Below are 21,109 nucleotides of genomic sequence, written 5' to 3'. Positions count from 1 at the left end.
TTCAGGGCAGCGGACAGCGGTTGTCGCGCCGGTAGTCGACCACGCGCAGCCGTCCGGCGACGATGGCCTCGCGGGCGGCATTCAGGCGGTGCTCCCAGGGCGGCCTTTCGGCTCGCGCGAGCACGCTCCCGCCGTTGCCGAATGGTTTCACCGCGCCGGTGTGGTCCGGATAGTACTGAGCCTGGGCGCCTATGGTGTCTACTACAGCAGCGACGGAGAGGCCGGCTGGATGGATGCCCTGCCGGTCGACGTGGTCAGTGTCAACGGTGCCGGCGATGCATTGATGGCCGGGCTCGCCTACGGTTTCTTGCATGCCATCCCTTTCGTCGATACCGTGCGTTTCGCACTGGCTTGTGCAGCGATGACGCTGACCTGCCACGACAACTGCCACCCGCATCTGTCCGCAGCCGCGGTCGGGGCACTGCTGCAGCGCACTGCCGCGGGCACGATGGCGGATGGCCGGGCGGTCGCCCTACCCCCTGCCGCATGACATACGCGTACAGCGTCACGTTCATGACAACGCCCCGCATGCGGGGCGTTGTCGTTTTCGACTCAGGCAAGGCACTTACAGCTGGAAGCGGGCGAACGCATCCTGCATCGCACGCGCGACCGAGCCCAACTGCCCCAGCGTATCGCGCGCGTGCTGAAGCATCGCATCCGTGGTCAGGATTTCATTGTTGATGGATTCGGTGCTCTGCGCCATCGAGGTCGCCGCGTTATGCTGCTCGCGCGTCGACAGGGCGATAGCGCCGATGTTATCGATCACCTGGCGCATGCCGCTCGAAATCTTCTCCAGGTGCCTGCGCGCCTCGTTAGTCATGGCGGCGCCCGAATCGACCGCCGTGACCGTCTGCTGCATGTTCGACACCGTGCGGCTGGTCTCGCCGATGATGCTTTCGACCATGGCGGTGATTTCAACGGTCGCCTTGCCGGTACGCTCGGCCAGCTTGCGCACCTCGTCGGCCACGACGGCGAACCCGCGTCCCTGCTCGCCTGCGCGCGCCGCCTCGATGGCGGCGTTCAAGGCCAACAGATTGGTCTGATCGGCGATATCGCTGATCACCAGGGTGATCTTGCTGATTTCATGCGAACGCTGCTCCAGCGAACCCAGCAAGCCGGCCAGTTCGGCCACCGAACTCGATGAATGGCTGATCTCGGCACTGATGCGTTCCATCTTGCCGGCACTGGCGTCGGTATCGTCACCGGCGGTACGGGCCAGTTCATCGGTACTGTTGGCCGCATCCGCGATATGCGCAATGCTGACCGTGACCTGCTCGATCGCCGCGGCATTGGTGCTGGAGATATCGGCCAAGGTGTTCGAGCGCACGGCCACCTCGTCGACGGTACGGCTGACGTCGATCACGCCTTCGCTCAGGCTCACGGCTTCGGTACGCAGCTGTTGGAACATGGTATTGAGGCTGCCGACGAAACTATTGAAGGCCGCCGCGGTTTCGGCCACCTCGTCGTTGCCGACGACCTCGATGCGGCGCGTAAGATCGCCTTCGCCCTGCGCAATTTCACGCATACCGTCACGCACCAGCAACAGCCCGCCCAACAGATGGCGTAGATAGACGGTCGTCGTCGAGGCCACCAGGACCAGGATGGCGAGCGCCGCGCCGGAAACCAGCATGACCAGCCGCGACAAGGGCGCATCGACCTCGGCCTTGTCGGCGGCGACGCCAAGCACCCAGTCGCTGCCCGCCAGCGCCGTGAGCTTCAGCAGATAACCATGTCCCTGGATGTCGACCGCGCCGGCATGACCATCGTCCAGCAGCGCTTGCACGCGCGTGGAATCGAGCGCGGGGGCGAGATCGCTCACGGGTTTGAGTTCAAACCCGGGCTGCGGATAGGCGATGATCTTGCCATCGCGCGTCATCAGGAAGGCGTGGCCACTGCCGGCCAGCTTGGTGCTCAGCACCGCGCGCGTCATATCGCCGATCATGATGTCGCCGCCGATGACTTTCTGATCGCTGATCTTGCGCGCCAGGGTCACGACCAGCTCTTTGATTTCGGCGCTGGCCGCCTTATACGGCGTGGTAACGATCACATCGCCGCTTCCCTGCGACTGCGCCTGCTTGAACCAGCCGCGCGAGGCCGGATCATATTCGGGCGTCGGCTTTTTCTTGCCCGGAATCGAGTACACCATGTCTTTGCTCGCGGCATCGCCGACATAAAGCTGGGTGAAGCCGCCGGCATCGGCCAGCGATTGCAGCGCCGGCACCGGATCGGCATCCGCCGCGCGCTTGAACGCCGCGTTGATCACGGCGCGGTGCCCGCTCAACCACTGCGTAATCAGCAAGGACTGGCTGCTGGAAACCTGATCCAGCTCGGCCTGGACATCCTGATACGCCATGGCTTTCAGATTCAGGCTGGCAATCACCGTCACACTGACGATGCCCAGCAGCATGGCCAGAACGATCAGGAAAGAAAGCTTGCTTCGTATTGTTCGCATTGTGTCCAAATTCCAGATTTTGTGAACGCATTATCCCATATTGCGTCTCTTATCTATAACGTCGAAATATGACAATTCAACATGAGTCCATGTTTTAGTTTTTATTTCAAAGGCTTGAATAAAAAAAGCCGCCGTCCCGGCAGGACAGCGGCTCTGTTGGGCAATGGCGCCTTACGCCATGCCCTTGCTCTTCAGCAGGTCCAGCATGGTCGTACCCAGCTCGGCCGGGCTGCGCGTGTAGGCGATTCCGGCTTTTTCGAAAGCCAGAAATTTTTCTTCGGCGGTACCCTTGCCGCCTGAGATGATCGCCCCCGCATGGCCCATACGCTTGCCCTTGGGCGCGGTGACGCCCGCGATATAACCGACGACAGGCTTGGTCACATTGGAGCGGATGAATTCGGCGGCTTCTTCTTCCGCCGTGCCGCCGATCTCGCCGATCATGATGATGGCTTCGGTTTCCGCATCGTCCTGGAACAATTGCAGCGCATCGATGTGGTTGGTTCCGGCGATAGGATCGCCGCCGATGCCGATGCAAGTGGACTGGCCCAGGCCCAGACGCGTGGTCTGCGCAACGGCCTCGTAGGTCAGTGTGCCGGAGCGGGATACGATGCCGATACGACCGCGCAGATGGATATGCCCGGGCATGATGCCGATCTTGCACTCATCGGGCGTAATCACTCCAGGGCAGTTCGGCCCGATCAGGCGCACGCCGCCGGTCGTTTCGATGTAGCGCTTGGCCTTGAGCATGTCCAGCGTCGGCACGCCCTCGGTGATGCATACGATCAATTCGACGCCGGAATCGACCGCTTCGACGATGGAGTCCAGCACGAACGGGGCCGGAACGAAAATCACCGATGCGTTGGCACCGGTTTCGCGCACCGCCTGCTTCATGGTATTGAATACCGGCTTGCCCAGATGCAGGCTGCCGCCCTTGCCCGGGGTAACGCCGCCCACAATCTGCGTGCCATAGGCCAGGCACTGTTCGGCGTGGAAGGTGCCGTTCTTGCCGGTGAAACCCTGAACCAGCACTTTGGTGTCTTTGTTTACAAGTACGCTCATTATTTGACTCCTGTGTTGGTCAGGCCTTGACGGCGGACACGATCTTCTGGGCCGCATCGGACAGGCCGTCGGCGGGGATCAGGGCCAGGCCCGACTTGGCGAGCAGGGCGGCACCGGCTTCGGCATTGTTGCCTTCCAGGCGCACCACCACCGGCACGGTGACATTGACTTCCTTCACCGCAGCGATGATGGCTTCCGCGATCATGTCGCAGCGCACGATGCCGCCGAAGATATTGATCAGCACACCCTTCACCGAAGGATCGGCAAGAATCAGCTTGAACGCTTCGATCACCCGTTCCTTGGTGGCGCCGCCGCCGACATCGAGAAAATTGGCAGGCTGGCCGCCATACAGCTTGATGATGTCCATGGTCGCCATGGCCAGGCCGGCGCCGTTGACCATGCAACCGATATTGCCGTCCAGCGCGACATAGTTGAGATCGAATTCGGACGCTTTGAGTTCGCGTTCGTTTTCCTGACTCTTGTCGCGTTGCGCGGCCAGTGCGCCATGACGGAACAGCGCGTTGGAATCGAGATTGATCTTGGCGTCGACGCAGGCCAGCTCGCCATTGGCGCGCAGCGCCAGCGGGTTGACTTCGAACAGTGCGAAATCGTTTTCGACGAAAGCACGATAGGCGCCCAGCATCAGCTTGGTAAAGGCGGCGATCTGATCGCCCGCCAACCCCAGCGCAAAAGCGACTTCGCGCGCCTGGCACGGCTGCATGCCGACCAGGGGGTCGACTGTAACCTTGAGGATTTTTTCCGGCGTTTCCGCAGCGACCTTTTCAATCTCGACGCCGCCTTCGGTGGAGGCCATGAAGGTCACACGGCGGCTGCTGCGGTCGATGACGGCGCCCAGATACAACTCGCGCTCGACCGGGTACATGTCTTCGCACACCAATACCGAATTGACCGGCTGCCCGGCCGCATCGGTCTGATAGGTCACCAGATGCCGACCTATCAGCGCGGAGGCGACGTCGGCCGCTTCGGCACGGCTCTTGACCACTTTGACTCCGCCTGCCTTGCCGCGGCCGCCGGCGTGGACTTGCGCCTTGACGACGGCAAACTTGCCGCCGAGTTGGTCGAATGCCGCAGCCGCCTCTTCAGCGCTGGAGGCCAGAATGCCCTGTTGCACAGGCAGGCCGTACTTGGCCAGCAGCTCTTTGGCTTGGTATTCGTGCAGGTTCATCTAACTATTCCTTTCGATGGAATGAACGCCGGTCCCGGGACCGGCGTCGGCTATCCGTATGGGTTGCGCCCGCGTCACCCGTGCAAGGCGCGTTTATCGACCGCCAGCGCCGCTTCGTGCAGCACTTCGGACAAACTGGGATGGGCATGCACGGTGCGGGCAACATCTTCGCTCGACGCCTTGAATTCCATCGCCAGCACCGCTTCGGCGATCAGCTCCGACGCCATCGGCCCGATCACATGCACGCCGAGAATACGGTCGGTCTTGGCATCGGCAAGAACCTTGACATTGCCCTGCGCCTGTCCGAGGCCCAGAGCGCGGCCGTTCGGGGCAAAGCTGGACGAGCCCTTGCGGTACTCGACTCCCGCCGCCTTCAATTGCTCTTCGGTCTTGCCGACCCAGGCGATCTCGGGCGAAGTGTAAATCACCCACGGGATGCTGTTGAAATCGAGATGCGGCTTCTGGCCGGCGATGCGCTCGGCGACCGCCACTCCCTCTTCCGAGGCCTTGTGTGCGAGCATGGGCCCGCGCACGACGTCGCCAATGGCCCAGACATTGGGCAGGCTCGTGTGGCAGAACTCGTCAACCATGACAAAGCCGCGTTCGTCGAGTTTGAGGCCGGCCGCATCCGCACCCAGCCCCTCGGTATTGGGCACCCGCCCGACCGCCACGATCAGCTTGTCGACCTTCAGCGTTTCGGCCTTGCCGTCCTGTTCGTAGCCGATGGCGAGATCACGCCCGCGCTTGAGCGCGCCCAACTTGACGCCGAGGCGGATATCGAGCCCCGAATCGCGTGTCAGGGTCTTGAACGCCTCCTTGGCCAGCTGCGCGTCGGCGGCCCCCAGGAAGGTCGGCGCGGCTTCCAGTATGGTCACTTCCGACCCCAGCCGCTTCCACACCGACCCCATTTCCAGTCCGATGACGCCCGCCCCGATAACCCCGAGACGCTTGGGAACGGCGGTCAGCGCCAGAGCCCCCGCGTTATCGAGAACCGTGTCGTTATCGACGTCGAAGCCCGCCAGCGGGCGGGGGGGCGAGCCGGTCGCGACAATGACGTGCCCGGCTTCCACGAGCTCGACCGCATCGCCATTCCGGACCTCGATCTGCCATTTTTCCTGCTGGCGGCCGAGCAGACGTCCGACGCCGTGAAGACTCGCGACCTTGTTCTTCTTGAACAGAAAGGCCACGCCCGTGGTCAATTTGCTCACGATACCGTCCTTGCGGGCGATCATCGCGGCCGCGTCGAACTGGCTACCCTTGACCGTAATGCCGTGCGCAGCGAAATCATGCGTAAGCGCATGGTAGTTCTCCGAAGACTGCAACAGGGCCTTGGATGGGATGCAGCCTACATTGAGGCAGGTCCCGCCAAGCGCAGGCTTGCCGTCAGCGCCCTTGAAAGCATCGATGCAGGCCGTGGACAGGCCCAGTTGCGCCGCGCGGATGGCGGCGATATAACCGCCAGGCCCCGCGCCGATCACGACTACGTCAAACTGTTGACTCATTGCACTCCCCTATTTGGCGACGCCCAGCATCTGCAGTACGCCGTAAGCGATCATCACCACGCCTATGGCCAGGCGGGAATAACGGGAAAATACCGCCCCCGGCACATCGCGGCGGCGGGTGAACCCCAATACCAGCATCAACACACCGCCGCCGATAAACAAAGGGCCGTACCAGGATTCGGGAATCATTGCATGTTCCGGGTAAAACCGCCGGGGCGAACCCCGGCGTCGATTACAAATCGAGAATCAGCCGTGCCGGATCCTCGAGCAGATCCTTGATCGTTACCAATGCCAGGACCGCTTCGCGTCCATCAATGATACGGTGATCGTAGGACAGCGCCACATACATTACCGGACGCACGACGACTTGGCCGTTTTCCACCCAGGCACGTTCCTTGGTGGCATGCATGCCGAGAATGGCCGATTGCGGCGGATTGATGATGGGCGTCGACATCATGGAGCCGAAGGTGCCGCCGTTGGTGACAGAGAATGTGCCTCCGGTCAGATCATCGAGCGACAGCTTGCCTTCGCGCGCCTTGACCGCGAAATCGGCGATCTGCTTTTCGATTTCGGCGATCGACATGCGATCCGCATCGCGCAGGATGGGAACCACCAAGCCGCGCGGACTGCCGACGGCGATGCCGATGTCGAAGTAGCCGTGGTAGATGATATCGTTACCGTCGACCGAGGCGTTGACCACCGGGAATTTCTTCAGCGCCGCGACGACGGCCTTGACGAAAAAGGACATGAAGCCGAGCTTGACGCCGTGCTCCTTCTCGAACTTTTCCTTGTAGCGAGTGCGCAGATCCATCACCGGCTTCATATTGACTTCGTTGAAGGTGGTGAGGATCGCATTGGTCTGCTGCGACATGATCAGGCGTTCGGCAACGCGCTGGCGCAGGCGCGACATCGGCACTCGCTGTTCCGGTCGATCGGCGAAAATGGCTGCGGCATTGGGGGTGGCAGGCGTGCTGGCCAGCGCGCCACCGGCAGAAGGCGCCGCGGCGGCCAGTACCGGACCGGCCTGAACCGGAGGCCGCGCATCGAGCGCCGCTTTTACATCTTCCTTGAGCACGCGACCGCCACGGCCGCTGCCGGCCACGGCCGCGACATCGACTCCGCTTTCGGCGGCCAGCTTGGCCGCCGCCGGCATCGCGACGGCCGCAGCGGGGGCCGTGACAACCGCCGCCGCTGCCGGAGCCGCGGTTTGTACCGTACCCGCCTGCGCCTCGGTATCCAGCGTCGCCAGCAATTGCCCCGACACGACGGTTGCGCCATCGTCGGCGACGATGGAGACGATGACCCCGGCCTGCGGCGCCGGCAGCTCCAGCACGACCTTGTCGGTTTCGAGGTCGATCAGGTTTTCGTCGCGCTTGACAAACTCCCCTACCTTCTTGTGCCAGGTCATCAAAGTGGCCTCGGAGACCGATTCCGGCAACTGCGGGACTTTAACTTCAATCAGCATGTTCTTCTCCATGACGGAACTCCCCCGGGAGCCCCTCTCTTCTCTGTCCGTCTAGCGCGCGAAGGTGAGCGCGTCTTCGATAAATGCCTTGAGCTGAGCGACATGCTTGCTCATATACCCGACAGCGGGCGACGCGGACGATGGCCGTCCGGCGAAATTCAAGACCTGCTTGGGCGAGAGCAGCCCCTCCACGCGGTGGCGGATTTGATACCACGCCCCCTGGTTTTTCGGTTCTTCTTGTACCCACATCACGTCCTTGACCTGCGAGAAGCGCGCAAGCTCGGCCGCCAGCTGCTCGGTCGGGAACGGATACAGCTGCTCGATGCGCACGATGGCGATATCCTTCTCCAGCTCGCGATCGCGGCGCGCATTGAACAGATCGTAATAAACCTGTCCTGCGCACAGCAGCACGCGCTTGACCTTCTTTGGCTCCTGCACGGCCGTATCGCCGATCACGGGCCGGAAGCTGCCGGTCGTCAGCGCCTCGATCGGGCTCATCGACTCCTTGAAACGCAACAGGCGTTTGGACAGGAAGATGATCAGCGGCTTGCGGTAGGGGCGCAGCACCTGACGGCGCAGCATATGGAACATTTGCGCGGCCTCGGAAGGCATCACCACCTGGATATTATGTTCGGCGCAGAGTTGCAGCCAGCGCTCGACCCGGGCCGACGAGTGCTCGGGCCCCTGCCCGTCGTAGCCGTGCGGAAGCAGCAGGGTCAAACCCGACAGACGCCCCCACTTGGTCTCGCCGGAGGTGATGAACTGGTCGATCGCCACCTGAGCGCCGTTGGCGAAGTCGCCGAACTGGGCCTCCCAGATCACGAGTTGGTCCGGTGCAGAGCAGGCATAGCCATACTCGTAAGCCAGCACCGCCTCTTCGTTGAGGATGGAGTCGATGACCAGGAAGTCGCCCTGGTTTTCCGACATATTACGCAAGGGAACGTAGACGCCCTGGTCCCAGCGTTCGCGATTCTGGTCGTGCAGCACCGAATGGCGGTGCGAGAAGGTGCCCCGCCCGGAATCCTCGCCCGACAGGCGGACGCGATAGCCGCTGGTCACCAGCGAAGCATAGGCAAGCGTCTCGGCCATGCCCCAATCGACATTCTGCGTGCCGGCAGCCATCGCGCGGCGCGCATTCTGGACTTTTTCCACGGTCGGATGCAGCTTGAACCCGGCCGGTACCGCCGTGAACTTCTCGGTCAGGCGCACGATATCGGCCTGCGGCAGCGAGGTGTCGGTCGGGTGCGCCCAGTGGGTGCCGACATAGGCGCTCCAGTCGAGCGCGTGCTCGCGCTTGTAATTGGTCAGCGCGGTCTGCTCGACGTGCTCGCCCTTGTCCAGTGCGTCGCGATACGCGCGGATCATCGCTTCGGCATCGGCCGCCGTCAGCACCCCCTCGCTCACCAGGCGTTCGGCGTACAGGGTGCGCACGCCCGGATGCTTGGCGATTTTCTTGTACATCATCGGCTGCGTCAGGAAGGGATCGTCGCCCTCGTTGTGCCCGAGCTTGCGATAGCAGATGAGGTCGATGACGACGTCTTTCTTGAACCGCATACGGTAATCGAGCGCGATCTCGGTAACGAAGCAGACCGCTTCAGGATCGTCGCCGTTGACGTGGAAAATCGGCGCATCGACCATCTTGGCGACGTCGGTGCAATAGAGAGTCGACCGGATATCGCGGTTGTCGGAGGTGGTGAAACCGACCTGGTTGTTGATCACCAGGTGAATCGTGCCGCCGGTGCCATAACCGCGTGTCTGCGACAAATTGAACGTGCCCTGATTGACGCCGAGGCCGGAGAAGGCAGAATCGCCATGGATCAGCACGGCCACCACCTGACGCCGTTCGCTATCGCCACGCCTTTCCTGGCGAGCGCGCACCGAGCCTTCGACCACCGGATTGACGATTTCGAGGTGGGAAGGATTGAATGCCAGCGAGACATGCATCGGACCGTTCGGCGTCGGAATGTCGCTGGAGAAGCCCATGTGGTATTTCACGTCGCCCGAAGCCAACGCCGTGGCGGCCTTGCCTTCGAATTCGGCGAACAGATCGCGCGGCAGCTTGCCCAGCGTGTTGACGAGAACATTGAGTCGGCCACGATGGGCCATGCCGATGATCAGTTCTTCGACCCCGAGGCGGGTGCCGTTCAGAATCAGATGCTCGAGCGAAGCAATCGCGCTTTCGCCGCCTTCCAGCGAAAAGCGCTTCTGCCCGACATATTTGGTATGCAGGTAGCGTTCCAGCGTTTCGGCGGCAGTGATCTGTTTCAGGATGCGGCGCTTGGTCGCGGCATCGTAACGCGGCGTCGACAGTTCACTTTCGAAACGCTGCTGCACCCAGAGTTTCTCTTCCGAGTTCGCAATATGCATGAACTCGATGCCGATATTGCCGCAATAGGTCTGTCTGACGCGCGCCAGTATCTCGGACAAGGGCAGGCGGTCGGGGCCGATCAGCGTGCCGGTATTGAATTGCAGCGCCATATCGGCGTCGGTCAGACCGTGAGCGGCGAGCTCGAGCTCGGGAACCGGCTTCTGGTCCATGCGGTGCAGCGGGTCGAGATTGGCCTGGCGCGAGCCGAGTACGCGGTGCGCGGCGATCAGCTTGAGCGCGCCGACCTGCTTCTGCATCGAACTGAACTCGGCCGCCGGGCTGGTCCGCTGTCCGGGCGACGGTTTTTTCGCCAGCTGGATAAATGATTCCTGAATCGGCAGGTGGGGAACATCGCGCTCGGCTGCGCCCGGCGCCTGCGCGAGCCGGTCGAAATAGTGGCGCCACTCGTCGGTCACCGTGGCCGGATCAGCGAGGTACTGTTCGTACAATTCCTCGATGAACGGTGCATTTCCACCGAACAGGTAGGAATGACTGTACATGGCTTGCATCATTGTTCAATCCTTCGTTGAGGTGTTTCAGCGTGCACAGAAACGCTCTGGCAAGGGGCGCCTTCCCTTGCCGGAGCGTGCGCGGCCGGGGCGTCCCGGCCGCGCGTCGCATCAGCCGCGCTTGTCGAGCGGCACGTAGTCGCGTCGCACCGAGCCGGTATAGAGCTGGCGCGGGCGGCCGATCTTCTGCTGCGGGTCCGAGATCATTTCGTTCCAGTGGCTGATCCAGCCGACGGTGCGGGCCAGCGCGAAAATCACGGTAAACATCGAGACCGGGATATCCAGCGCTGACAACACGATGCCGGAGTAGAAGTCGACGTTCGGGTAGAGCTTGCGTTCAACGAAATAGGGATCTTCCAGCGCGATCTTTTCCAGCGCCATCGCAAGCTTGAACTTGGGATCGTCGTGCAGCCCCAGCTCGGTCAGCACTTCATGGCAGGTCTCGCGCATGATGGCGGCACGCGGATCGTGATTCTTGTAGACGCGGTGGCCAAAACCCATCAGACGATAGCGCTTGTCCTTCACGCCCTGGATGAATTCCTCGATGTTGTCCTCGGAGCCGATCTCGTCGAGCATCTTGAGCACGGCTTCGTTGGCGCCGCCATGCGCGGGCCCCCACAAGCAGGCGATCCCCGCTGCGATGCAGGCGAACGGGTTCGCGCCGGACGAGCCGGCCAGGCGTACGGTCGAGGTCGACGCGTTCTGTTCGTGGTCGGCATGCAGGATCAGGATGCGATCGAGCGCGCGAACCAGCACCGGGTTGGGATCGTACGGTTCGCACGGCGTCGCGAACATCATGTGCAGGAAGTTCGCGCTATACGACAGATTGTTGCGCGGATACATGAACGGCGCACCGATCGAGTAGCGGAAACACATGGCCGCAATGGTCGGAATCTTGGAGATCAAACGGTACATCGCAACGCGGCGGTGCTCCGGATTGGAAATATCGAGGCTGTCCTGATAGAAAGCGGACAAGGCGCCGACCACACCCACCATCATCGCCATCGGATGCGAATCGCGACGGAAGCCCTTGAAGAAACTGGACAGCTGTTCGTGCACCATCGAATGATGCGAGATGATGTATTCGAACTGGGTCTTCTGCTCGGGCGTCGGCAACTCGCCGTACATCAGCAGATAGCAGGTCTCCAGATAGTCGGAGCTCTCCGCCAGTTGCTCGATCGGGTAGCCGCGGTAGTAGAGCTGCCCGAGATCCCCGTCGATGAAGGTGATCTTGGATTCGCAGCTGGCCGTAGCCAGATAGCCGGGATCGAAGGTGAACATTCCGGTCTTGGAAAAAGCCCGGATATCGACGACGTCCGGTCCCAGCGTTCCCTCCAGTACCGGCAGATCCTGGGTGCTTTTGCCATCGTTGTATGCGAGCGTCACATTGTGCTTGGTTTCCACGCTACTACTCCCAGTCAGGTTTATGGTCGTTGTAATCGTTGTTGTCGTAGCGCGCATCGTTCAGATCGCGCGCAGCATGTCCACGATTTCCATCAATTCCGGCGCGTCCAGATCGACCTTGCCGTTGACGACCTCAAGGAAGTCGGTGTCAGGCAGATCGAGCAGCGTCCGGTAGGCCAGCAACTGGTCGCCGGTCAAAGTATCGAAACGCCGCGCAAGGAAGCGTTCCAGCACCAGGTCCAGTTCCAGCAGACCGCGGCGCGAGCGCCAGCGCATCCGTTTCATTTCGACAGGATCGAAGTCGCTCATATCGCGCGCTTGACCATCAAGTCCTTGATCTTGCCGATGGCCCGGGTCGGATTCAGATGCTTCGGGCAGACGTCGACGCAATTCATGATGGTGTGGCAACGGAACAGGCGATAAGGATCCTCCAGATTGTCCAGCCGTTCGCTGGTCGCTTCATCGCGGGTGTCGGCGATGAAGCGGTAGGCGGCGAGCAGACCGGCCGGACCGACGAACTTGTCCGGATTCCACCAGAACGACGGGCAGGAGGTCGAGCAGCATGCGCACAAAATGCATTCGTACAGGCCGTCGAGCTCCTTGCGTTGCTCCGGAGACTGCAAACGCTCGCGCTCGGGACGCGGGCTGTCATTGATCACATACGGCTTGATCGAGTGGTACTGCTTGAAAAACTGCGTCATGTCGACGATGAGGTCGCGTATGACCGGCAGACCGGGCAACGGACGCAGCGTCACCGGCTGCGACAGGTCGGCGACATTAGTGATGCAGGCGAGCCCGTTCTTGCCGTTGATATTCATGGCATCCGAACCGCAGATGCCTTCGCGACAGGAACGACGGAAGGACAGGGTGTCGTCCATCGCCTTCAGCTTGTTGATGACATCGAGCAGCTTGATGTCCTTGGGCCCGAGCTCGATCTCGTAGTCCTGCATATACGGCTTGGCATCGGCCTCGGGGTTGTAGCGGTAGATCGAAAAACGAATGGTTGCCATGTCTGGTCTCCGGGCCGGTCAGAAGGTGCGCTCTTTCGGCGGAATATAGTCCACCGTCAGCGGGCGGGTATGCACCGGCTTGTATTCCATCCGGCGCCCTTCGCCGAAGAACAGCGAATGCTTCATCCAGTTTTCGTCATCGCGATGCGGGAAGTCGTCGTGAGCGTGGGCGCCGCGCGACTCCTTGCGCCCATCGGCCGCCACCAGGGTGGCCACCGCGATCTCGATCAGATTGTCCAGCTCCAGCGCCTCGGTGCGCGCGGTGTTGAACACCTTGGACTTGTCCTTGATCTGCGTGAACTTGGCGCGCTCGGCGACAGCGGCGATCTCTTCGACCCCCAGCGCCATATTGGCGGCGTTGCGGAACACCCCTGCCCGCGACTGTACGGTGCGCTGCATGGCCGCCCTCACCTCGGCCACGTCTTCGCCGCCGGTCTGGTTGTCGAGGCGCGCGATGCGCGCGAGCGACGGGCCGGCCGCATCGGCCGGCAACGGCTTCCAGTCGGGCATTTCGCCACGGATATAGTCAATCATATGGTCGCCGGCCGACTTGCCGAAGACCACCAGATCGAGCAGCGAGTTGGTGCCGAGGCGGTTGGCGCCGTGCACCGAGGCGCACGCGCACTCGCCGGCGGCGTAAAAGCCGTTGACGCGGGACTCGGGATCGCCGCCCTTGGGCATGACGACTTCGCCGCGCCAGTTGGTCGGAATCCCGCCCATCATGTAATGACAGGTCGGAATGACCGGAATCGGATCCTTGATCGGATCGACGCCAGCAAACTTGATCGCAATTTCACGGATACCCGGCAGGCGCTGATTGATGATGTCGGGGCCAAGATGGTCGAGCTTGAGCAGCACGTAGTCCTTGTGCGGACCGCAGCCGCGCCCTTCCAGCACTTCCAGTTCCATCGAGCGCGAAACGAAATCGCGCGGGGCCAGGTCCTTCAGATTGGGAGCATAGCGCTCCATGAAGCGCTCGCCGTCTGCGTTGAGCAGAATGCCGCCCTCGCCGCGCACCCCTTCGGTGATCAGAACCCCGGCACCGGCAACGCCGGTCGGATGGAACTGCCAGAACTCCATGTCCTCAAGCGGCAGGCCGGCGCGCACCGCCATGCCCAGACCGTCGCCGGTGTTGATGAAGGCATTGGTCGACGCCGAATAGATGCGGCCGGCGCCGCCCGTGGCAAACAGCACCGCCTTGGCGTGAAAGATGTAGATCTCGCCGGTTTCCATCTCCAGCGCCGTCACCCCGACGACGTCGCCATCGGCATCGCGAATCAGGTCCAGCGCCATCCACTCGACGAAAAACTGGGTATTCGCACGCACATTGCGCTGGTAGAGCGTATGCAACATGGCATGGCCGGTACGATCGGCCGCGGCACAGGCGCGTTGCACCGGCGTCTTGCCGTTGTGCTGGGTATGGCCGCCGAACGGGCGTTGATAGATCTTGCCGTTTTCCAGACGGTCGAACGGCATGCCGAAGTGCTCGAGCTCGATCACGGCCTCCGGCGCCTTGCGACACATATACTCGATGGCATCCTGGTCCCCCAACCAGTCCGACCCCTTGACGGTGTCGTACATATGCCATTCCCAGTGGTCTTCCTGCACATTGCCCAGCGAGGCGGAAATGCCGCCCTGCGCCGCCACCGTGTGCGAACGGGTCGGGAATACCTTGGACAGAACCGCGGTCTTGAGGCCGGATTCGGATAATTGCAGCGCCGCGCGCAAACCCGCGCCGCCGCCCCCTACGATGACTGCATCGAAACGACGAACAGGCACACCCATCACAGCCCCCAGACTACTTTGACGGAATAAATGAAACAGGCAACCAGCCACACCACGGTGAACGTATGCAGCAGAAGGCGGACGCCCGCACTCGTCACATAGTCCATCCACAGATCACGCATGCCGACCCAGGCATGCAGCAACAGGGCCAGTACAGTGGTCTGGGTCAGCACCTGAACCCAAGTCTGCGCAAACAGCGCCTTCCAGGTTTCGTAACCCGACGGCAACACCAGCAACAACAGTACCAGAGCCAGCGTGTAGACCAGCATGACCACGGCGGTCATGCGTTGCAGCAGCCAGTCGCGCAAGCCGTAGTGCGCGCCGACGACAATGCGGTTCACCATAGCGACACTCCCACGATCACAGTCAGGGCGATGCTCGCCGCCAGCACGGTCTTGGCCGTGGCGCGGGCGGTCGCGAGTTCCAGGCCGTGGTGCATGTCGAGGAACAGAAAGCGGATACCGGCACAGGCGTGATGCAGAAAAGCCCACAACAAGCCGAGCAGTATCAGTTTGACCAGCGGAAAGGCGACGACGGCGCGATAGGTCTCGAAAGAGTCGGCCGAGGACAATGAACCGTGCAAGAGATAAATCAGCAGCGGAATGGAAAAGAACAAGGCCACTCCGCTGGCCCGGTGCAGGATCGAGACGATGCCGGGCACCGGCAGCCTGATCTTGCCCAGATCCAGGTATTTCGGGCGTTGCTTCTGCATATGGCTTTCCTTGGATGTTTGTGAACCAGTCGGTTCTAACGGGCTCGTGACGTCAAGCCCCACAGCGCAACCGCCTCTTTTCTGATCGCGGGCGGTTTACGCTCCCGGCATGCCACATTGCTGAAATCCCCCACCAGCAATATGACTACTGAATTCTAGCAAATATTCCTGCTTCGGCCGGTCGAATAGCAGCTTCTATACTGCAGCGCACAAGGCGCCGCAGGAGTAGGCCGACTTGCCGGTCAGGCAGAAGCGCTGGCGCCATTCAACCGGCATGCCGTCCATCGAATGCGTGAGCCGCAACACCACCAGCACCGGCTGTTCCGCCATCGCGCCCAGCATGCCGGCTTCTTCGCGCGGCAGGCTCGCCGCCTGCATCTGCTCGGAGCCGATACGGACGCGTACGCCAAAACGGCGCTGCAGGGTGGCGTACACGCCGCCGCTCTGACGGATCCAGCGCGCGTCCATGCCTTCGAATGCCTCTTCGGGCAGGTAGGCGTCGTCCAGCGCAGCCACCTGCGATCGCTGTCTCCACAGCAGACGAACGCGAAACAAGGGAGCCCCGCGTCGAATCTGTAGCGCCCGCGCTACATCTTCTCCGGCATGGACACGCGAACAACTGAGCAGTTCCTGCGCCAGCGGCTCGGGTTTTCCTTCGAAATCGCCGGGAAAAACCAGGGCCGCCCGCCCCCAGTCGTCAACCGGATCGGCGACAAACGTGCCGCGCCCCTGCTGCCGGAAAAGCACCCCGGCCGCGACCAGATCGTTGAGCGCTTTACGCACCGTTCCTTGGCTGACGGCCATTTCGGACGCCAGCTCCCACTCGCTGGGCAGCGGCTCGGTCGACGACCATTCGCCCGCGCCGATGCGCAGCAAGAGCCGGGACTTGATCTGGGCATAAAGCGGCTGGCGCCGCAGCGGGTTCGTGTTCATCGCTTTCTGTTGTAACACCAAAAAAATCAAGCGTAAAGGTCAGTCTTATATAAGACACAAGACATGGTTGTTTTTTTCATCGGCCGCGCGTCATAATCATTTCACAGGCGTAATCCGACGCCCTGACAACGCTTGCGAAATGAATAAATCAGGACTACACCAACGGTACTGACAGGGCTGCGACACCATACGACAAGGAGAGTCACATGAAACAACCCGTTCGCGTCGCCGTAACCGGCGCGGCAGGCCAGATCGGCTACAGTCTGCTGTTTCGAATTGCCAGTGGCGACATGCTGGGCCACGACCAGCCCGTCATCCTGCAACTGCTCGATCTGCCGCAAGCCCAGGCCGCGCTCAAAGGCGTGATCATGGAGCTGGAAGACTGTGCGTTTCCGCTGTTGACCGCAGTCACCGCCAGCGACGATCCGAACGTGGCGTTCAAGGGGGTCAATATCGCGATTCTGGTCGGCTCGCGCCCGCGCTCCAAGGGGATGGAACGCAAGGACTTGCTGGAAGCCAACGGCGCCATCTTCACAGTACAGGGCAAGGCGCTCAACGATCACGCCGACCGCAAGGTCAAGGTGCTGGTCGTGGGCAACCCGGCCAACACCAACGCGTATATCGCGATGAAGAGCGCACCCGACCTCGACAACCGCCAATTCACCGCCATGTTGCGGCTCGACCACAACCGCGCGCTGACCCAGATCGCCCAGAAAGTGGGCAAGCCGGTCGCGTCGATCGAAAAACTGGCGGTATGGGGCAATCACTCCCCGACGATGTACGCCGACTACCGCTTTGCCTCTGCCGACGGCGTGAGCGTCAAGGCACAGATCGATGACGAAGCCTGGAATCGCGATATCTTCCTGCCCACCGTGGGCAAGCGCGGCGCCGCGGTGATCGAGGCGCGCGGACTCTCGTCGGCGGCATCGGCCGCCAACGCCGCCATCTGCCACATCCGCGACTGGTGGCTGGGCAGCAACGGTCAATGGGTCACCATGGGGATCCCCTCCGACGGCTCCTACGGGATTCCGGCCGGCGTGATGTACGGCTTCCCGGTTGTATGCGAGAATGGCGAGTATAGAATCGTGCAAGGTCTTGAAATCGATGCGTTCAGCCGCGAGCGCATGAATCTGACCCTGGCCGAGCTGGAAGAAGAACGCGCGACCATCGCGCCGCTTCTCGGCTGATTCGCAGAAATTGGTCCGGCCGTCGCCGTTCGCGGCGACGGCACACTGCCGAGCGCACCCTGCGGGTGCGCTTTTTGTGTTTCCACGGCGGCGCCTGCTTGGCGACGCCCTACCCTGAATTCATTGGAGTCAATACACATGATGGAAGTCGAAATCCTCAATCAGATCGCCGCCAGGATGGACGACCTGGCATCCCGTGCCACCGACATTCGGGGGTATCTTTGACTACGATGGCAAAAGAGACCGCCTGGAAGAAGTTGTACGCCTGAACGAAGACCCGGAAATCTGGAACGACCCCAAGCGTGCCCAGGACCTGGGACGCGAACGCAAGCAGCTTGAAGACGTCGTGCTGGTGCTCGATCGCATCGAAGGCACGATAGCCGACTGCCGCGAGCTGTTCGAAATGGGCCGCAGCGAAGAAGACGACGACACCATACTCGCGGTGCAGGCCGATATCGACGGCGTTGCCGCCGAAGTCGAACAACTCGAATTCCGCCGCATGTTCAACGACCCGATGGACCCGCGCCCCTGCTTCCTGGATATCCAGGCCGGCGCCGGGGGCACCGAGGCCCAGGACTGGGCCGGCATGCTGTTGCGCATGTATACGCGCTACGCCGAACGCCGCGGCTTCAAGGTCGAGGTTCTGGAAGAGTCCGAAGGCGAAGTCGCCGGCATCAGCAGCGCCACTCTGAAAATCGAAGGCGACTACGCCTATGGCCTGCTGCGCACGGAAACCGGCGTACACCGCCTGGTTCGCGTCTCGCCTTTCGACTCCAATGCCCGGCGCCATACCTCGTTCTCGTCCGTATTCGTCTATCCGGAAGTCGACGACTCCTTCGTCATCGACATCAACCCGGCCGACCTGCGCGTCGACACCTACCGCGCCTCCGGGGCCGGCGGCCAGCACATCAACAAAACCGACTCGGCTGTGCGTATCACCCACAACCCGACCGGCATCGTGGTGCAGTGCCAGAACGACCGTTCGCAGCACCGCAACCGCGACGAGGCAATGCAGATGCTGCGCGCCAAGCTGTACGAGCGCGAGCTGAAAATGCGCAACGAAGCGAAGCAGGCGCTGGAAGACACCAAGACCGACGTGGGCTGGGGTCACCAGATCCGTTCTTATGTCTTCGACCAGTCGCGGATCAAGGATCTGCGTACCGGCTTCGAAGTCGGCAACCTCAAATCGGTGATGGACGGCGATCTGGACGGCTTTATCCAGGCCAGCCTGAAACAGGGCGTCTAGCGCGGGCCAGACCCGGACTTTTTAGGCGGGGGCTTCGTCCCCCGCCTGCTTTATCGAAGCTATTGGAGTGACTATGTCTGAACACACATCTCTGAGCCAGGACGAAAACCAGATCGTGGCGGAACGCCGCCAGAAGCTGAAAGCCATCCGCGAAAAAGGTATCGCTTTCCCCAACGACTTCAAACGCAGCCATTTCGCGCGCGAACTGCACGCCAAGTACGACGGGAAAGAAGGGCTGGAAGCCGAGCAGATCGAGGTAGCCGTCGCCGGCCGGATGATGCTTAAACGTGTGATGGGCAAAGCGAGCTTCGCGACGCTGCAGGACGGCAGCGGCCGCATTCAGGCCTATATCGCCAACGATGGCGTCGGCAGCGACAGCCACGATGAATTCAAGCGCTGGGACATGGGCGACATCGTCGCCATCAGCGGCACCCTGTTCATCACCCGCACCGGCGAATTGACCATCAAGGCCAGTTCCATCCGCCTGCTGGTGAAGAGCCTGCGTCCGTTGCCGGAGAAATTCCACGGCCTGACCGATCAGGAACAGAAATATCGCCAGCGTTATCTCGACCTGATCATGAACGAGTACTCGCGCGACGTCTTCGCCAAGCGTTCGCAGATCGTGCAGGGCGTGCGCAGCTATATGGTCGGCGAACAGTATCTTGAAGTGGAAACGCCGATGATGCACCCGATCCCTGGCGGTGCCACGGCCAAACCTTTCGTCACCCACCACAACGCACTCGACATGCCGCTCTACCTGCGCATCGCGCCGGAACTGTACCTGAAGCGTCTGGTGGTCGGCGGCCTGGAACGCGTGTTCGAGATCAACCGCAGCTTCCGCAACGAGGGGATGAGCACGCGCCACAACCCCGAGTTCACCATGATGGAGTTTTACGAAGCCTACGCGGACTACCATCGCATGATGGAAATGACCGAAGGCATCATCCAGAGCGTGGCCCGCCAGGCCACGGGCGGACTGCACATCCAGTACCAGGGCAAGCCGGTCGACCTGTCGCGCTTCGAGCGCCTGACCGTGGTCGAAGCGATCAAGAAGTACAACCCCGAATACAGCGACGAGCAACTGCACGATCGCGCCTGGCTGAAGGCCGAGATCGTGCGTCTCGGCGGCAAGCCGGTGGTGATCGACGGCATAGGCGGGCTGCAATTCTCGCTGTTCGAAGAATGCACCGAGACCAAGTTGTGGAACCCGACCTTCATCGTCGACTACCCGATCGAAGTCTCCCCGCTCGCGCGCGCCTCGGACAGCAAGCCGGGCATCACCGAACGCTTCGAGCTGTTCATGGTCGGCCGCGAACTCGCCAACGGCTACTCCGAGTTGAACGATCCGGAAGACCAGGCCGCACGCTTCATGCAGCAGGTGCAGCAGAAGGAAGCCGGCGACGACGAGGCCATGCACTATGACGCCGATTACGTGCGCGCGCTCGAGTTCGGCCTGCCGCCCACCGGCGGCTGCGGCATCGGCATCGACCGTCTGGTCATGCTGCTGACCGATTCGGCCAGCATCCGCGACGTGGTCCTGTTCCCGCAGATGCGCCCGGAATAAGCTCCGACACCGTCCGGTTTTGTCCACGAAACCCGCACCGCCATTGGCGCTGCGGGTTTTTTTCATTCCGGCGCGTCCGGGCACACCCAGCCAGAGCCGGGAATATTTGTGGGTACATCTGAGGGTACATTTTGCTCCCCCCCAAAAAAATGTACCCACACTCCACAGGCACCCGATGGCACTCACAAAGCTTCAGGTCGACAAAGCCGTCCCTCGCGAAGACGGGAAACCCTTGAAGCTGTCTGATGGCATGGGCTTGACGCTTTACGTCCTTTCCAACGGCGGTAAATACTGGCGCTTTCGCTATCGTTGGGCCGGTAAAGAACAAACCCTTGCCCTTGGTGTTTACCCTGACGTTTCCTTGAAGCTGGCCAGGGAGAGGCGAGACGAGGCACGCCGCCTGCTTCTGGATGGAATCGACCCTAACGCTCAACGCAAAGAGGACCCCCGGTGTTAGGGTAGTTGTCGTATCTTCAGATCGAATCAACTCATCATCCGGGGGCGGTGAAAGATCCATGTCGTGGCACGTTATTCACCTGAGCGCCGTGAGGCCTTACTCAAGAAGCTGTTACCGCCTTTCAACATGACCGTGGCTGAGCTGGCACGTCAGGAAGGTCTCTCCGAGCAGACTCTGTACAATTGGCGCAAACAGGCCAAAGCCGGAGGAGCCGCAGTGCCAGGAGACAAGAATCGCGCCGAGGATTGGCCCGCTGAAGCCAAGCTGGCG

At 61.7% G+C, this 21,109-nt stretch carries 21 protein-coding genes; 6 read left to right on the top strand and 15 right to left on the bottom strand.

What is annotated here, in order from left to right; translation table 11 throughout:
* Window position 1 precedes the first annotated feature (1 nt).
* Window positions 2-151 (bottom strand): hypothetical protein, encoded by a 150-nt coding sequence (locus tag G520_RS25210; protein ID WP_169449827.1) that lies wholly within the window; start codon window positions 149-151, stop codon window positions 2-4.
* Here G520_RS25210 and G520_RS24385 point away from each other — a divergent pair.
* Entirely contained in the window at window positions 89-490 is a 402-nt protein-coding gene (locus G520_RS24385) for a PfkB family carbohydrate kinase (protein ID WP_169449828.1), read from the top strand. The two genes, G520_RS25210 and G520_RS24385, sit on opposite strands and share 63 nt — an antisense overlap.
* 75 nt (window positions 491-565) lie before the next feature.
* Here the strand turns inward: G520_RS24385 and G520_RS0109515 are convergent, their stop codons facing one another.
* The 14 genes from G520_RS0109515 to G520_RS0109450 form a co-directional block, all read right to left on the bottom strand.
* The gene (locus tag G520_RS0109515) at window positions 566-2,452 is read right to left on the bottom strand and encodes a methyl-accepting chemotaxis protein (protein ID WP_028535453.1); all 1,887 of its coding nucleotides are present in this window, start codon (window positions 2,450-2,452) and stop codon (window positions 566-568) included.
* Window positions 2,453-2,623: 171 nt separating this feature from the next.
* Window positions 2,624-3,511, bottom strand: coding sequence for a succinate--CoA ligase subunit alpha (gene sucD / locus G520_RS0109510; RefSeq protein ID WP_028535452.1), 888 nt, complete (start codon window positions 3,509-3,511; stop codon window positions 2,624-2,626).
* Between the two features lie 19 nt (window positions 3,512-3,530).
* A complete protein-coding gene (gene sucC / locus G520_RS0109505) occupies window positions 3,531-4,697 on the bottom strand; it encodes an ADP-forming succinate--CoA ligase subunit beta (protein ID WP_028535451.1) in 1,167 nt (388 codons plus the stop codon).
* A gap of 74 nt (window positions 4,698-4,771) precedes the next feature.
* The gene (lpdA, locus tag G520_RS0109500; RefSeq protein WP_028535450.1) at window positions 4,772-6,199 is read right to left on the bottom strand and encodes a dihydrolipoyl dehydrogenase; all 1,428 of its coding nucleotides are present in this window, start codon (window positions 6,197-6,199) and stop codon (window positions 4,772-4,774) included.
* Window positions 6,200-6,208: 9 nt separating this feature from the next.
* On the bottom strand, window positions 6,209-6,388 hold the full coding sequence (locus G520_RS0109495; protein ID WP_028535449.1) for a hypothetical protein: 180 nt from the start codon (window positions 6,386-6,388) through the stop codon (window positions 6,209-6,211).
* Between the two features lie 43 nt (window positions 6,389-6,431).
* A complete protein-coding gene (gene odhB, locus G520_RS0109490) occupies window positions 6,432-7,664 on the bottom strand; it encodes a 2-oxoglutarate dehydrogenase complex dihydrolipoyllysine-residue succinyltransferase (RefSeq protein ID WP_028535448.1) in 1,233 nt (410 codons plus the stop codon).
* Window positions 7,665-7,715: 51 nt separating this feature from the next.
* Window positions 7,716-10,544, bottom strand: a complete 2,829-nt coding sequence (locus tag G520_RS0109485; RefSeq protein ID WP_028535447.1) for a 2-oxoglutarate dehydrogenase E1 component — start codon at window positions 10,542-10,544, stop codon at window positions 7,716-7,718.
* 108 nt (window positions 10,545-10,652) lie between these two features.
* Window positions 10,653-11,945, bottom strand: a complete 1,293-nt coding sequence (gene gltA / locus G520_RS0109480; protein WP_051229298.1) for a citrate synthase — start codon at window positions 11,943-11,945, stop codon at window positions 10,653-10,655.
* A gap of 60 nt (window positions 11,946-12,005) precedes the next feature.
* On the bottom strand, window positions 12,006-12,254 hold the full coding sequence (locus G520_RS0109475; RefSeq protein WP_028535445.1) for an FAD assembly factor SdhE: 249 nt from the start codon (window positions 12,252-12,254) through the stop codon (window positions 12,006-12,008).
* The gene (locus G520_RS0109470) at window positions 12,251-12,955 is read right to left on the bottom strand and encodes a succinate dehydrogenase iron-sulfur subunit (protein ID WP_028535444.1); all 705 of its coding nucleotides are present in this window, start codon (window positions 12,953-12,955) and stop codon (window positions 12,251-12,253) included. Before G520_RS0109470 ends, G520_RS0109475 begins: the two co-directional genes overlap by 4 nt.
* 18 nt (window positions 12,956-12,973) lie before the next feature.
* Complete coding sequence (sdhA, locus tag G520_RS0109465; protein ID WP_028535443.1) at window positions 12,974-14,740, bottom strand: succinate dehydrogenase flavoprotein subunit; 1,767 nt, start codon at window positions 14,738-14,740, stop codon at window positions 12,974-12,976.
* Window positions 14,740-15,084 (bottom strand): succinate dehydrogenase, hydrophobic membrane anchor protein, encoded by a 345-nt coding sequence (sdhD, locus tag G520_RS0109460; protein WP_028535442.1) that lies wholly within the window; start codon window positions 15,082-15,084, stop codon window positions 14,740-14,742. Before sdhD ends, sdhA begins: the two co-directional genes overlap by 1 nt.
* Window positions 15,078-15,452 (bottom strand): succinate dehydrogenase, cytochrome b556 subunit, encoded by a 375-nt coding sequence (sdhC, locus tag G520_RS0109455; RefSeq protein ID WP_028535441.1) that lies wholly within the window; start codon window positions 15,450-15,452, stop codon window positions 15,078-15,080. The genes sdhD and sdhC overlap by 7 nt, the downstream gene beginning before the upstream one ends.
* A gap of 195 nt (window positions 15,453-15,647) precedes the next feature.
* Window positions 15,648-16,385 (bottom strand): GntR family transcriptional regulator, encoded by a 738-nt coding sequence (locus tag G520_RS0109450; RefSeq protein WP_028535440.1) that lies wholly within the window; start codon window positions 16,383-16,385, stop codon window positions 15,648-15,650.
* A gap of 206 nt (window positions 16,386-16,591) precedes the next feature.
* Here G520_RS0109450 and G520_RS0109445 point away from each other — a divergent pair, with 206 nt between their 5' ends.
* From G520_RS0109445 to G520_RS24380, 5 genes are all read left to right on the top strand, one after another.
* Complete coding sequence (locus G520_RS0109445; RefSeq protein ID WP_028535439.1) at window positions 16,592-17,572, top strand: malate dehydrogenase; 981 nt, start codon at window positions 16,592-16,594, stop codon at window positions 17,570-17,572.
* A gap of 141 nt (window positions 17,573-17,713) precedes the next feature.
* Window positions 17,714-18,818 (top strand): peptide chain release factor 2 gene (gene prfB / locus G520_RS22295; protein WP_156876914.1). Its coding sequence is split into 2 segments (ribosomal slippage): window positions 17,714-17,794 and window positions 17,796-18,818, totalling 1,104 coding nucleotides; the frame shifts between segments, so codons are not numbered across the junction.
* Window positions 18,819-18,891: 73 nt separating this feature from the next.
* Window positions 18,892-20,382 carry a lysine--tRNA ligase gene (gene lysS, locus G520_RS0109435; protein ID WP_028535437.1) on the top strand — a complete coding sequence of 497 codons (1,491 nt, stop codon included), beginning with the start codon at window positions 18,892-18,894 and terminating at the stop codon, window positions 20,380-20,382.
* A 175-nt stretch (window positions 20,383-20,557) separates the two neighbouring features.
* Window positions 20,558-20,839 carry an Arm DNA-binding domain-containing protein gene (locus G520_RS0109430; RefSeq protein ID WP_028535436.1) on the top strand — a complete coding sequence of 94 codons (282 nt, stop codon included), beginning with the start codon at window positions 20,558-20,560 and terminating at the stop codon, window positions 20,837-20,839.
* A 63-nt stretch (window positions 20,840-20,902) separates the two neighbouring features.
* Window positions 20,903-21,109, top strand: a 207-nt coding sequence (locus tag G520_RS24380; protein ID WP_028535435.1) for a transposase, incomplete at its 3' end; no start/stop codon positions are given.

The sequence above is a fragment of the Paludibacterium yongneupense DSM 18731 genome, assembly GCF_000422925.1.
Classification (GTDB): Bacteria; Pseudomonadota; Gammaproteobacteria; order Burkholderiales; family Chromobacteriaceae; genus Paludibacterium; species Paludibacterium yongneupense.
The sequence above is the reverse complement of the archived record's forward strand: the minus strand, read 5'-3'. Positions and strand labels throughout refer to the sequence as shown.

Coding starts and splice junctions, on each gene's coding strand:
- lpdA (WP_028535450.1), bottom strand. CDS start 6,199: ATGAGTCAACAGTTTGACGTAGTCGTGATCGGCGCGGGGCCTGGCGGT.
- sdhA (WP_028535443.1), bottom strand. CDS start 14,740: ATGGGTGTGCCTGTTCGTCGTTTCGATGCAGTCATCGTAGGGGGCGGC.
- sucD (WP_028535452.1), bottom strand. CDS start 3,511: ATGAGCGTACTTGTAAACAAAGACACCAAAGTGCTGGTTCAGGGTTTC.
- G520_RS0109495 (WP_028535449.1), bottom strand. CDS start 6,388: ATGATTCCCGAATCCTGGTACGGCCCTTTGTTTATCGGCGGCGGTGTG.
- lysS (WP_028535437.1), top strand. CDS start 18,892: ATGTCTGAACACACATCTCTGAGCCAGGACGAAAACCAGATCGTGGCG.
- G520_RS0109475 (WP_028535445.1), bottom strand. CDS start 12,254: ATGAGCGACTTCGATCCTGTCGAAATGAAACGGATGCGCTGGCGCTCG.
- G520_RS0109450 (WP_028535440.1), bottom strand. CDS start 16,385: ATGAACACGAACCCGCTGCGGCGCCAGCCGCTTTATGCCCAGATCAAG.
- G520_RS0109515 (WP_028535453.1), bottom strand. CDS start 2,452: ATGCGAACAATACGAAGCAAGCTTTCTTTCCTGATCGTTCTGGCCATG.
- sdhC (WP_028535441.1), bottom strand. CDS start 15,452: ATGCAGAAGCAACGCCCGAAATACCTGGATCTGGGCAAGATCAGGCTG.
- sdhD (WP_028535442.1), bottom strand. CDS start 15,084: ATGGTGAACCGCATTGTCGTCGGCGCGCACTACGGCTTGCGCGACTGG.
- G520_RS0109430 (WP_028535436.1), top strand. CDS start 20,558: ATGGCACTCACAAAGCTTCAGGTCGACAAAGCCGTCCCTCGCGAAGAC.
- G520_RS0109445 (WP_028535439.1), top strand. CDS start 16,592: ATGAAACAACCCGTTCGCGTCGCCGTAACCGGCGCGGCAGGCCAGATC.
- G520_RS0109470 (WP_028535444.1), bottom strand. CDS start 12,955: ATGGCAACCATTCGTTTTTCGATCTACCGCTACAACCCCGAGGCCGAT.
- sucC (WP_028535451.1), bottom strand. CDS start 4,697: ATGAACCTGCACGAATACCAAGCCAAAGAGCTGCTGGCCAAGTACGGC.
- odhB (WP_028535448.1), bottom strand. CDS start 7,664: ATGCTGATTGAAGTTAAAGTCCCGCAGTTGCCGGAATCGGTCTCCGAG.
- G520_RS0109485 (WP_028535447.1), bottom strand. CDS start 10,544: ATGATGCAAGCCATGTACAGTCATTCCTACCTGTTCGGTGGAAATGCA.